Origin of the sequence: Nonomuraea sp. NPDC049784 (assembly GCF_040659615.1) — a bacterium.
Lineage (GTDB): Bacteria > Actinomycetota > Actinomycetes > Streptosporangiales > Streptosporangiaceae > Nonomuraea.
Window position 1 is genome coordinate 1 of record NZ_JBFAMX010000282.1, and the last position, 12716, is coordinate 12716.

Here is a 12716-nt window from a genome sequence, read left to right on the forward strand (position 1 = left end):
GTCGGCGTCCCATTCCTTGGGGACGTCCTTGCTCCACCTCGCGCTCGCCCAGCTCGCCGAGCAGGACCCGCTGATCGGTCTGCGCCAGGACGACCTACGGCAGGAGGTCTCCGTCTCCCTCTACGGCGAGGTGCAGAAAGAGGTCATCCAGGCCACGCTCATGAACGACTTCGGCCTCGACGTCGCCTTCCGCGAGACGACCACAATCTGCGTCGAACGCCCGATCGGCAGCGGCGAGTCGTTCGAGCTGATCGGCAAGGACCCCAACCCGTTCCTCGCGACCGTCGGCCTGCGCGTCGAGCCAGGCCCGGCGGGCGGCGGGGTGGATTTCCGGCTGGGGGTTGAGCTGGGCTCGCTGCCGTACTCGTTCATGAAGACGATCGAGGAGACGGTAGGCGAGACGCTCCGGCAGGGCCTGCACGGCTGGCAGGTCGAGGACTGCGTGGTCACCCTGACCCACTCCGGCTACTGGGCCAGGCAGAGCCACTCGGGCGGCGTGTTCGACAAGAGCATGTCCAGCACCGCCGGCGATTTCCGCAACCTCACGCCGCTGGTCCTGATGAGCGCGCTGAAGCGGGCCGGGACCAGGGTGTTCGAGCCGATGCACAGCTTCCGGCTCGAGCTGCCCGCCGACACGCTCGGCCCGGTGCTGCCCGTGCTGGCCCGCCTGGGCGCCGTCCCCCTGACCCGGGCGCCCGGCCTGGTGGAGGGGGAGATCCCGGCGGCCCGGGTGCACGAGCTGGAGCGGCAGCTCCCCGGGCTGACGCGTGGCGAGGGCATGCTGGAGTGCGACTTCCACCGCTACCAGCCCGTACGCGGCCCGGCCCCGGAGCGCCCGCGTACCGACCACAACCCGCTCAACAGGAGGGAGTATCTGCTGCACGTGGTGCGCAGAGTCTAGGCGCCGTCCTTGTCGGAGTCGGCGGAGAAGACGATGACGCCGAGGTAGCCGTCGTCCTCCTTGGTGATCTTCATCAGCATGCTGTCGTCGTAGATGTTGTCGTTCTTGTTGAACGTGTCGCGTCCTGTGTGCTCGGAGTACGGCGAGGCCGCCATGACCTTGCTGTTGAGCGACTCGTCGAACATCATCTGCGTGGTCAGCACGCGCTGGTTGCTGAAGTGGACCATGGCGTGGATGTGGATCGTGCGCCCCCGGTACCAGCCCGGCCAGATCGTGGTGAACTCCACGATGCCGTCGCCGTTGGTGACCTGGGCGCCGCGCAGGTAGCGCTTGTCGTCGGTGGGAGTGAGATCCGCCATGTCGCCGCCGCCGTTGCCCGGCCCGCCGCCCGGGCCGCCGCTCGGCGGGGCGCCGGTGGGAGCGCCGCTCGGGGGATTGCCGGGCGGGTTCCCGCCGGGCGGGTTGCCGCCGCCCCCGCCCGTCGACTGAGCCTCGGCTCCCGAGTAGAGCCCGGCCGCGTCGCAGTGCCAGATCTCCACCACCGCGTTGCTCAGCGGCTTGCACGTCTCGCTGTCCTGCACCTTGACGGCCACCCGCAGGCGCACGCCCTGCTTGTCCTCGCGGATGTCGCTGCGGATCTTGTCGGCGTCGAAGTAGTAGGGGCCCTGCGTCGTGGTACTGGTCAGCTTGCAGGTGCCGGCTCCGGCGAACAGCGAGGTGAGGTCCTTGGCCGTGGTCGCCGTGGGCGTCACGCTCGCTCCTGTGGACGTGGTGACGGTCGCCGTGCCCTCGGCGCTGGAGCAGGCCGCCAGCAGGCTGCCGAGCCCGAGCGAGCTGATGCCCGCGAACAGCCTCCGACGGCTGACCCGCTGGCCTTCGTGATCGTGTCCCACTGCGTTTCCTTCTGGGGGTGTCCGATGTTTCGGGACCTCACGGTAAGTGGCGGGTCCTTGGTGTGCCCTTTGTGCCGGATGAACGTTTCATGAGTTCACCGAAAGCCTTTTCGGCGATATGAAACTGTGACTGAGCTGCTCCATAGCTGATCAGCGAAGGCGGCCCCAGGAATCCGCAGTTCACGGCACGTGCGCGCGGCTGAGACGGCCGATTGACAGCCTCGCCCGGCCGTTCTACGTTCCCGAAAACCTTTTAGGTTGACCGCTTCGATCCCTGTTAGCGCTAACACGAGCAATCGCTGGATTGTAAGGGGCGAACTCATGAGACGACGCTGGGCAGCGGCCCTCACCGCGGCACTCGTGCTCATCATCGGCAACGCGACGCCCGCGAACGCGGGCGCGCCGATCACCACCGCGATCTACACGGCCGACCCGGCCGCGCTGGTCGTGGGCGACACCTTGTACCTCTACACCGGCCACGACGAGGCCCCGGCGGGCGGCACGAACTTCGTCATGCGCGACTGGCACGTCTTCACCTCCACCGACGCCACCAACTTCACCGACCAGGGAGCCAAGCTCTCGATCTCGAACTTCTCCTGGGCGGGCGCCGACGCCTGGGCGGGCGAGGTCGAGCGCGGCGCCGACGGCAAGTACTACTGGTACGTCCCGGTCAACGGCAACGGCGCCGGCTGGATGGACATCGGCGTGGCCGTCGGCGACACCCCGCTCGGCCCGTTCCGCGACGCCAAGGGCGGCCCGCTGATCAGCGACAGCACCCCCAACTCCTCGCCGCTCAACATCGACCCGACCGTCTTCACCGACGACGACGGCCAGGTCTACATGTACTGGGGCTCCTACTACGGCCTGCGCGCGGCCAAGCTCAACTCCAACATGACCTCGCTCAACGGCTCGGTGGTCACCCCTAGTGGCGTGACGAACTTCTGGGAGGCGCCCTGGATGTTCAAGCGCAACGGCGTCTACTACCTCGCCTACTCGGCCAACGACTCGGCCTGCTCGGCGCCGGGCTATGCCTGCATCCGCTACGCAACCGCGAGCAACCCGCTGGGCCCGTGGACGCACCGGGGCGTCGTGCTCGACCAGGTCAGCTCGACCACCAACCACCCGGCGATCATCGAGTACAAGGGCCAGTGGTACATGGTCTACCACAACGCCGGCGCCCCGGGCGGAGGTGACTTCCGCCGCTCGGTGACCATCGACAAGCTCTACTTCAACGCCGACGGCACCATGCAGAAGGTCGTCCAGACCGGCGGGCCGACCACTCCGGGCAATCTGGCGGCCGGCGCTACCCCGTACACCTCTTATGTGTCGTCGTGGGAGACGCTCGCGGCGATCAACGACGGCTACACCCCGGCGAACTCGGCCGACCACAGCCACGGCGCCTACGGCAACTGGGACCACCAGGGCACCGAGTGGATCGAGTACCGCTGGCCCAGCGCCCAGAACATCTCCAAGATCGAAACCTACTGGTTCGACGACGACCTGGGCATCGACCTGCCGGCCTCCTGCCAGGTGCAGTACTGGAACGGCAGCGCCTACGTCAACGTGCCCGGCCAGTCGTCCTGCGGCGTGGCGGGCAACACCTTCAACACCACGACGTTCACCTCGGTCAACACGACCCGGCTGCGGCTGAACATCACCTCCAAGTCTGGCTACTCGACCGGCGTGCTCGAATGGAGGGCCTTCTCATGAGGCGTGTCCTACTCGCCCTGCTGCTCGTGGCGGGCTTACTCATCGCCGGGTTGCCGGCGCAGGCGGACCAGACCATCGGCTATCCGACGTTCAACGGCCCGGCCGTCCCCGCTCCGCCGGGGTCGTACACGCCCGGCAACACGATGCAGGCGATCTACAACGCCGAGAGCTCCGGCACCGACTTCTGGATGGACCGGCTGCTGGCCCGCTCGGGCGACGACCCGGCCGGTACGTGGCTCATGTCGCGCGGGCGGGCGCTGTTCATGAAGACCCACACGCCCGGCACGCTCGGTTTCGCCGGTCAGGTGGCGTACTGGGAGAGCATCAGCAACAACAACGCCTTCACCGTCGCCATCACCCCTGGCACCTTCACCGAGCAAGTGAGCTCGCGCTGGCAGGCGCCCAGCTACTGGAAGAGCCGGCACACCAGCGGCTCCATCACGGTCAACCAGACGAAGTTCATCACCGAGAACAACGTGGCCGTGGCCAACCTGGCCATCACCAACGGCGGCTCCGCCTCGACGACGCTGCAGCTGCGGGCCACCTCGCCGTACGCCACCACCGGCAGCGGCAGCGAGCTGACCGGCCAGGTGAACGCCTACAACAACCTCACCACGATCTACCCCAGGCTCACCGGCGACGGGTTCACGGTCTCCAGCGGCGGGCTCAACAGGTCCGTCACGATCGCGGCGGGGGCGACGGTCACCGTCAAGGTCGTCATGGGGTTCGTCACGAACGAGATCCCCGCCTCCCGCACCGACTACGACGCCTACGCGGGCTACACGCCCGACACGGCGTTCGCCACGCACGTGCGCGCCTACAACAAGTGGTGGGCCGACAACATCCCCTACATCGACGTGCCCGAACCGGCGATCAAGAAGAACATCTACTACCGCTGGTGGCTGATGCGCTTCAACAACCTCGACGCCGACATCCCCGGGCAGACGTTCCAGTTCCCGACCTCCGTCGAGGGCGCGCTGGGCTACAACAACGCCATCGTGCTGACCCAGCCCATGCACATCGACGACCTGAAGTACCTGCGTAACCCGATCTACTCGTACGGCGACTGGCTGAGCGTCGGCCAGGTCTCCAAGAACGGCCGCTTCCTGGACAACCCGGGCGACCCGGAGAACTGGTCGAACAGCTACACGCAGTACATCGGCGAGGCGGCCTGGAAGAGCTACCAGATCCACGGTGGCCAGCCCGCCATCGCCGCGAACCTGGCCCGCTACGCCGAGCAGGACGTCAAGGGCCAGCTCGCCTACTACGACCACGACAACAACAAGCTCATCGAGTACGACTGGGGCGCCCTGACGGGCAACGACGCCGACGCCGTCTCCTTCCACTGGAAGAGCGGCAACATGGACCGCGCCGAGGCCGCCTACCAGTACAGCGGGGCGCTGGCCGCGGCGCAGGCGTACGAGGCGATCGGCAACACGGCCAAAGCGACCGAGATGCGCACGCTGGCCACGCAGATCCAGAACGCCATCGTCAACGTGCTGTGGAACCCGAACAGGCAGCTGTTCGAGCACCGGCTGAAGTCCACGAACGAGTGGGTGCCGTGGAAAGAGATCAACAACTACTACCCGTTCTCGGTCGGCGCGATCCCGAACACGGACACGTACAAGCAGGCCCTGCGCCTCTTCAACGATCCGGCGCAGTATCCGATCTTCCCCTTCTACACCGCGAACCAGGCCGACAAGGCGGCCTCGGGCACCGGCAGCAACAACTTCTCCACGATCAACTCCACCGTGCAGTTCCGCCTGCTCTCCTCGGTGCTGCGGAACTACCCCAACCAGTGGATCGACTCGACCTGGTACAAGAAGCTGCTCTACTGGAACGCCTGGGCGCAGTACATCAACGGCAACACCCAGTATCCGGACGCCAACGAGTTCTGGGCCGACTGGAACGGCTCCTCCATCACCTACCGCTCGTGGATCCACCACAACATCCTGGGCAGCAGCAACTGGACCGTGATCGAGGACGTCGCCGGGCTGCGGCCGCGCAACGACGCCAAGGTGGAGCTCTCGCCGATCAACATCGGCTGGACCCACTTCACCGTCAACAACCTGCGCTACCGCAACGCCGACCTGACCATCGTCTGGGACGACCCGGCCGACGGCGTCGTGCGCTACCCGGGAGTGCCCGAGGGCTACTCGATCTACATCAACGGCAGCCGGGCGGCCACGGTGTCGTCGCTCGTGCCGTTCACGTGGGACCCGGCCACGGGTAACGTCACCACCAGCGGGACCGTCACGTACCACGTGGCCGTGCCCGGGCTCCAGTCGCCCACGCAGGTCGTCCAGTCCAGCACCCGCATGGTCGACATGCTGGCCAAGGCGGGCGTCGACCTGACGGCCGACCTCACCAACCTCGCCGCGGGCGCCACCGTCACGGCCTCCACCACCGCCTCGGGCAGCACCACCGCGGGCGCCGTGGACGGGTTCCCGATCAACGAGCCGTTCTGGGGCGGCACGACCGCCGGGCAGGACTGGTACGAGCTGAACCTCGGCTCCGCCAAGACGCTCAACGAGGTGCGGCTCTACTTCAAGGACAGCCGGCCGGCCAGCGCCACCTACCGGGCGCCGGCGTCGTATGACATCCAGTACTACAACGGCAGTGCCTGGGTAAGCGTGCCCAGCCAGGCCAAGACGCCGTCGGCGCCGCAGGCCAACTACAACGTGGTGCAGTTCCCCGCGATCAGCGCGCAGCGCGTGCGGGTGCTGGCCACGGCCGCCTCCGGGGCCAGGACGGGGCTCACCGAGGTCAAGGTCTACAACCGGGGCGGGGTGCAGCAGCCGCCCACTACCAACCTGGCGTCGTCGGCCACGCCGTCGGCGTCGTACACCTCGTCGTGGGAGAGCGTGGCCGCGGTCAACGACGGGATCGACCCGCCGTCGTCCAACGACACCGTCAACCCGCGCTGGGGCTGCTGGCCGGAGACCGGGCAGCAGTGGGTGGACCTGACGTGGTCCTCGGCACAGAACCTGAAGCGCGCCGAGGTGTACTTCTTCGACGACGACGAGGGGATCGACATGCCCGCGTCGTGGAAGCTGCAGTACTGGAACGGCAGCGCGTACGTGGACGTGCCGGGCTCGTCGGCGTACACGCTGACCAAGAACGCCTACAACAGCGTCACCTTCACCGCCACGAGCACCACCCGCTTGCGGGTGCTGCTCACGGGTAACGGCAGCAACTCCGTAGGCCTCCTGGAGGTCAGGGCCTACGACAGCTGACGCCGCGCCAGAGGGCGTGCTCCTGTGGCACGCCCTCTGCCGCTCAGCGCTGCCTGGCCGGGCGGATGATCAGCTCGTTGACGTCCACCTCCGGCGGCTGGTTGATCGCGTACGAGATGGCGTCGGCGATGGCGTCCGGCGGGATGGCCGCCGCGCGGTACACGCGCATCGCCTCCTGCGCGCCCGGCTCGGTGATGGTGCCGGCGAGCTCGGACTCCACGACGCCCGGGGAGACCGTGGTGACCCGGATGCTGGGGTCGAGCTCCTGGCGCAGGCCCTCGGTGATCGCCCAGGCGGCGTACTTCGTGGCGCAGTAGACCGCGCCCGTCGGCACCACCTGGTGGGCGCCGATCGAGGCGATCGTGACGAAGTGACCGCCTCCCTGCCGCTGGAAGTGGGGCAGCGCCGCGGCGATGCCGTACAGCAGGCCGCGGACGTTCACGTCGATCATCCGCTCCCACTCCTCGACCAGCAGCGAGTCCAGCCGCGACAAGGGCATCACGCCCGCGTTGCTGACCAGGACGTCGACCCGGCCGTGCTGCTTGGCGGCCAAGTCGACGAAGTTCACGACGTCCTCGCGAGAGGTCACGTCGAGGCGGTGCACGTCCACGCTGCCGCCGTCCTTCCGGATGGCCTCGGCGACGGCGGTCAGCCGGTCCTCGCGGCGGGCGCCGATGACCAGGTGGTGTCCCTCGCGGGCCAGGCGCGTCGCGGTGGCCTGTCCGATGCCGCTGCTGGCGCCGGTGACCAGAACGATCTTCGTCATGTGGGTCAGCTCCCCTGGTAGTCGGTGCTGAGCGTGACGTCGCGCCACGCCTCGAACCCGGCCCTGAGCGCGTCGAGGCGGGCACAGGCGATGTCGTACGCTGCCTGGCCGAGCAGCAGGCGCAGCGGCGGCTCGCCGGCCTGGACCGCGGCGATGATCGCCTCCGCCGCGCGCTCCGGGTCTCCTGGCTGGTGCCCGTAGGTGGCCAGGGTGGAGGTGCGGCGCACGCCCGCGGTCTCCGCGTAGTCGTCGATGCGGACAGGGGACTCGCGCATGGAAGGGCCGGACCAGTTCGTACGGAACGCCGCCGGCTCGACGATCGTGACCTTGATGCCCAGCGGCGCGACCTCGGCCGCCAGCGATTCGGAGATGCCCTCCACGGCGAACTTGGTGGCGTGGTAGTACCCGGTCGCCCCGAACGCCGCCAGGCCGCCGAGCGAGGAGACGTTCACGACGTGGCCGCTCCCGCGGGCGCGCATGCCCGGCAGGACGGCCTTGGTGACGTCGATCAGGCCGAACACGTTGGTGTCGAACAAGGCGCGGACCTCGTCGTCCTGGCCTTCCTCGACGGCCGCCAGGTAGCCGTAACCGGCGTTGTTGACCAGGACGTCGATGCGGCCGAAGGCGGAGTCCGCCTGCTTGACCGCCTCCGCGATCTGGGCCTTGTCGGTGACGTCGAGCGGCAGGGCCACGGCGCGGTCGCCGTACTCGGCGACGAGGTCGGCCACCTGACGGGGGTCGCGGGCGGTGACCGCCGCGCGCCAGCCGCGTTCCAGCACGGCGGTGGCCAGCGCGCGGCCCAGGCCGGTGGAGCAGCCGGTGATGAACCAAACGGACATGAGTTGTATATCTCCAGGTAGATGGGGCATGGCGAAATAGCACCTCGGCCAACATTCGGCCAGGTGCGATCAGCGGACAGCTGTTTAAACGGCGGTCAGGGAACCCAGCAGGGACAGCGCCTCTTCCGACGGGCCGCCCGGGTCGGCCTGGTAGACGACGAGTTGCTGGCCGGGTGCGCTGTTGATGGTCAGCGACTCATAGTGCAGGGTCAGCTCGCCCACCAGGGGATGGCGGAAGCGCTTGGTCTCGTGGGTCTTCTGGCGGATGTCGTGGCGGGCCCAGAGCCTGCGGAAGTGCTCGCTCTTGACCGACAGCTCGCCGACCACCTCGATCAGCAGCGCGTCGTCCTGGTCGGCGCCCGCCGCCGCCCGGAGCCCGGCGACGGTGTTGACCGCCACCCGGTCCCAGTCGGGGTAGAACTCCCGCGCGTCCGGATCGAGGAACACCAGCCGGACCAGGTCCCCGCTGTAGGCGTGACCGTCGAACAGGGCCCTGCCGAGCGCGTTGGAGGCCAGCACGGTCAGGCAGCGGCCCAGGACCACGGCCGGGGTGTGCGGCCAGCGCTCCATCATGCGCAGCAGGTTGGGGCTGACCTTCTCCCGCCTGGTGGACGGCCGCCTCCGCCGGACCGGGCGGGCCAGCTCGTGGAGGTGCGCGGCCGCGTCCTCCTCCAAGGCCAGGGCCTGAGCGAGCGCGTCGACCACCTGGGCGGAGGGATGGCGTTCGCGCCCCTGCTCCAGCCGTACGTAGTAGTCGGTGCTCACGCCCGCGAGCTGCGCGACCTCTTCCCTGCGCAGCCCCGCCACGCGGCGCCGGACGCCGATCGCGACGCCGACGTCCTCCGGCTGGAGCAGCTCGCGGCGGGCGCGCAGGAACTGGCCGAGCGGATTCTCCCTGTCCATGTCTTCGAGGTTAGGCGAAGAGGGCGGGCAGCAGGGCGGCTCAAGGTGGCCGCGCTACTCCCCCCTTCGGAGGTCAGCGAAGGTGCCCTGCTCCGGCTCCCGCCAGGATGAGGGCGCGCAGGTTGACCTTCGCAGTGATCGCTTGGCAACCCCGCCGAGGGTGTGGCAATCGGTTGCATGAAACGCATCCGTAATCCCCTCCCCCGTCAATGGACTGCTGTGAAACTGCACTATTGCTGCAACAATCGATTGCAGGATCACGGGCGATCTTGACCGTTGAAGCCCGCCGCATCTACAGTCCGCCTGATATTTATCGGCGTTTCCCTGAAACTTTCATCGGGAGCATCGTGCGCACTCTTCGAGCCCTGGTGGCCGCCGCCCTGTTATGCCTCGTGCCCGCGGTCTCCGCGCACGCCGCGGCGGACTTCACGTACGACTTCGAAGACGGCACCACCCAGGGGTGGGGTCCGCGCGGCGGCGGCGTCTCCGTCGAGGTGACGGCGGACGCGGCCCACGGCGGGACGAGCAGCCTCCTGACCACCGGCAGGACCGCCACGTGGCACGGCGCGTCGATCAACGAGCCGTTCGTCAGGGGCGTCGGCTACACCGTGACCGCGTACGCCCGGCTGGTGAGCGGCCAGCCGTCGAGCACGATCGCGCTGACCGTGCAGCGGACCCCGGCCGGAGGCGACACCACGTACGAGCGGGTCGCGGCGGCCACCGTGACCGACGGCGGATGGGTACGGCTCTCGGGCAACTACCTCTTCACCGCCGAATCCACCGGCCTGCAGCTCTACGCCGAGAGCTCCGACGCCACCGGCCAGTTCTACCTGGACGACATCGTCATCACCCCGCTCGGCGATCCCACGCGCGAGCCGATCAGCAGCGACTTCGAGGACGGCACCGCGCAGGACTGGGCGCCCAGGGCCGCTGCCGTCCTCGAGTCCAGTACGGCGGCCGCCCACGCGGGCAGCCGCGCGCTGGCGGTGAGCGGCCGGTCGGCCTCCTGGGACGGCCCCGCGCTGAACGTGCTCGGCCGGATGGCCAAGGGCGAGAAGTACGCCCTGTCGGTGTGGGTGCGGCTCGGGCCGGACACCGCGGCGGGCAAGCTCGGGCTGTCGATCGAGCGCGGGAGCGGCGGCACCCCGAGCTACGAGCGCGTCGTCTCGCCGAAGGACGTGCCGGCCGGGGAGTGGGTGCGGTTGTCCGGCACGTACACGCTCGCGTACGACGTCGACTTCCTCAGCCTGTACGTCGAGTCCGACGGCGGCACGTTCCCCTTCTACCTGGACGACTTCTCCATGACGTACGTCCAGCCCAAGCCGATCCAGACCGACATCCCCGCGCTCAAGGACGAGGTGCCGTTCGTCATGGGGTCGGCGTTCACCAGGCCCGACACGCTCGGCGTGCACGGGGAGCTGCTGGCCAGGCACTTCAACAGCGTCACGCCCGGCAACGAGCTCAAGTGGGACGCCACCGAGCCGAGGGAGGGCGAGTTCAACTTCGCCGACGGCGACTACCTCGTGGACTTCGCCATCCGGCACGGCATGACGATCCGCGGCCACACGCTCGCCTGGCACAGCCAGACCCCCGACTGGGTCTTCCAGGACGCGGACAAGGAGTTGCTGCTCAAGCGCCTGGAGACGCACGTGCGCACGCTCGTGACCAGGTACAAGGGCAAGATCAAGGTCTGGGACGTGGTCAACGAGGTCGTGGACGAGAACCAGCCCGACGGCCTGCGCCGCTCCAAGTGGTACGAGATCGCCGGCCTCGACTTCATCCGCACGGCCTTCCGCGTCGCGCACGAGGCCGACCCGGACGCCAAGCTCTTCATCAACGACTACAACACCGAGTTCCCCCGCAAGCGCGAGGCCCTGTACGCGCTGGTCAAGCGGCTCAAGGTGGAGGGTGTGCCGATCGACGGCGTGGGCCACCAGCTCCACCTGAACATCGAGCAGCCGCCCGCCTCCTCCGTCGAGGCCACGATCGAGCGCTTCGCCACGCTCGGCGTGGACCAGCAGGTCACCGAGCTAGATGTCAGCATTTATACGGACTTCTCCTCCTCGTACGACACGATCCCCCCCGAGCTGCTCGTCCAGCAGGGGCACCGCTACAAGGAGTTGTTCGACGTCTTCCGGCGGCAGGCCGCGAAGCTCAGCTCGGTGACGGTGTGGGGCGAGTCGGACGACGTGAGCTGGCTGCGGTCGTGGCCGATCCCGCGGCTGAACGCGCCGCTGCCGTTCGACGACGAGCTGCAGGCCAAGCCCGCTTACTGGGGGATCGTGGACCCGTCCCGGCTGGCGCCACTGGTACGGAGGCTGGAGGCGCCGGCCGGGACGCCCAAGGTGGACGGCAAGCGGGACCTCGAGTGGGACCTGCTGCCCGACTCGCCGCTCGCGCGCGTGGGCGACGTGTCCGCCGGGTTCCAGGCGCGCTCGTCCGCCAAGGGGCTCTACCTGCTCGCCGAGGTCACCGATCCGACCGTCGGCAAGGACGACCGGGTGACGTTCACCGTTGACGGCACGCCGTACGTCGTCGGGCGAAGCGGGGGTCCGAAGGCGGCGGTGCAGCGGACCGCGACCGGGTACCGCGTCGAGGCGCTGGTCGGTACGGGCACGGACGTGAACGTGACCGTGCACGACTCCTCCGGCGAGACCGTCTGGAACGGGAAGGTGACACCGGTGCCCGCGGTCAAGCTCACCTCAGCCGCCCACTGCGCGCCCGTGCTCGACGGCGTCGTGGACCGGGCCTGGTCGGCCGCGCCGGAGATCCGCACCGGCGCCTGGATCCAGGGCACGTCCGGCGCGACCGCCAAGGTGCGGTCGCTGTGGAGCGGGTCCACGCTGTACGTCCTCGCCCAGGTCGCCGACCCGGTGCTGAGCGAGGAGTCCCCGAATGCGTGGGAGCAGGACTCCGTCGAGATCTTCGTGGACCCGGGCAACGGCAAGACCAAGGGCTACGAGGACGACGACGGGCAGTACCGGGTCAGTTTCTCGGGCCGGGTCACGGTCGGCGGGACGTTCGACGCGGGCGGCGTCAAGGACCACGTGCAGGCGGTGGCCAAGATGGTGCCCGGCGGATACGTGGTCGAGGCGGCCATAGAGCTGCCCACGATCAGGCTGGCGGAAGGGACGCTGCTGGGCTTCGACGTCCAGGTCAACGACGCTACGGGCGCCGCCCGCACGAGCGCGGTCACCTGGAACGACAGCACGGGCCGCGCCTACCTGGACACCAGCCACTGGGGCGTTCTCCGGCTGGCCCGGGGTTAGGTGGGCCGGCGCCACCCATCCGCTGCTTGCTGGACAGTGGGCCACAGGTCTCCCGCCGGACGCGGGACGTCATGGCCTGATGGCGGCGGCCAGCAGTTCGGCGACGCGTTTCGGTCCATGGAAGACGGTGTACGAACGGCACAGACGCTGGTCGGCGGACGGCACCTGGGACAGGATCTTCGCGGCCGTCCTGGCCGAC

7 protein-coding genes and 2 pseudogenes are annotated in these 12716 nt (G+C 68.8%); 5 read left to right on the forward strand and 4 right to left on the reverse strand.

The annotated features are described in order from the left end of the window. Nucleotides 1–901: pseudogene (locus AB0J09_RS38390) on the forward strand (GTP-binding protein); the annotation flags it as partial. Here AB0J09_RS38390 and AB0J09_RS38395 read toward each other — a convergent pair. Further along, complete coding sequence (locus AB0J09_RS38395) at nt 898–1794, reverse strand: intradiol ring-cleavage dioxygenase (protein ID WP_360702104.1); 897 nt, start codon at nt 1792–1794, stop codon at nt 898–900. The pseudogene AB0J09_RS38390 and the gene AB0J09_RS38395 overlap by 4 nt on opposite strands. Before the next feature lie 321 nt (nt 1795–2115). Between AB0J09_RS38395 and AB0J09_RS38400 the strand changes: the two genes are divergently transcribed. Together AB0J09_RS38400 and AB0J09_RS38405 are read left to right on the forward strand one after the other, a co-directional pair. Further along, complete coding sequence (locus AB0J09_RS38400) at nt 2116–3504, forward strand: glycoside hydrolase family 43 protein (RefSeq protein WP_360702107.1); 1389 nt, start codon at nt 2116–2118, stop codon at nt 3502–3504. Beyond that, entirely contained in the window at nt 3501–6740 is a 3240-nt protein-coding gene (locus AB0J09_RS38405; RefSeq protein WP_360702109.1) for a discoidin domain-containing protein, read from the forward strand. Before AB0J09_RS38400 ends, AB0J09_RS38405 begins: the two co-directional genes overlap by 4 nt. A 43-nt stretch (nt 6741–6783) precedes the next feature. On the opposite strand, the gene AB0J09_RS38410 is transcribed toward AB0J09_RS38405, so the two are convergent. From AB0J09_RS38410 to AB0J09_RS38420, 3 genes are all read right to left on the reverse strand, one after another. Next, entirely contained in the window at nt 6784–7506 is a 723-nt protein-coding gene (locus AB0J09_RS38410) for an SDR family oxidoreductase (RefSeq protein WP_360702112.1), read from the reverse strand. A gap of 5 nt (nt 7507–7511) precedes the next feature. After that, complete coding sequence (locus tag AB0J09_RS38415; protein ID WP_360702115.1) at nt 7512–8345, reverse strand: oxidoreductase; 834 nt, start codon at nt 8343–8345, stop codon at nt 7512–7514. Between the two features lie 84 nt (nt 8346–8429). After that, nucleotides 8430–9248 (reverse strand): helix-turn-helix transcriptional regulator, encoded by an 819-nt coding sequence (locus tag AB0J09_RS38420; RefSeq protein ID WP_360702118.1) that lies wholly within the window; start codon nt 9246–9248, stop codon nt 8430–8432. A 347-nt stretch (nt 9249–9595) separates the two neighbouring features. On the opposite strand from AB0J09_RS38420, the gene AB0J09_RS38425 reads away from it, so the two are divergent. Both AB0J09_RS38425 and AB0J09_RS38430 read left to right on the forward strand, forming a co-directional pair. Further along, on the forward strand, nt 9596–12517 hold the full coding sequence (locus AB0J09_RS38425) for an endo-1,4-beta-xylanase (protein WP_360702121.1): 2922 nt from the start codon (nt 9596–9598) through the stop codon (nt 12515–12517). Nucleotides 12518–12623: 106 nt separating this feature from the next. Beyond that, a pseudogene (locus AB0J09_RS38430) lies at nt 12624–12716 on the forward strand (transposase); the annotation flags it as partial.

Excerpts from the sequence above, each read along its gene's own strand:
- AB0J09_RS38400 (WP_360702107.1), top strand. The coding sequence starts at position 2,116 with ATGAGACGACGCTGGGCAGCGGCCCTCACCGCGGCACTCGTGCTCATC.
- AB0J09_RS38405 (WP_360702109.1), top strand. The coding sequence starts at position 3,501 with ATGAGGCGTGTCCTACTCGCCCTGCTGCTCGTGGCGGGCTTACTCATC.
- AB0J09_RS38410 (WP_360702112.1), bottom strand. The coding sequence starts at position 7,506 with ATGACGAAGATCGTTCTGGTCACCGGCGCCAGCAGCGGCATCGGACAG.
- AB0J09_RS38415 (WP_360702115.1), bottom strand. The coding sequence starts at position 8,345 with ATGTCCGTTTGGTTCATCACCGGCTGCTCCACCGGCCTGGGCCGCGCG.
- AB0J09_RS38420 (WP_360702118.1), bottom strand. The coding sequence starts at position 9,248 with ATGGACAGGGAGAATCCGCTCGGCCAGTTCCTGCGCGCCCGCCGCGAG.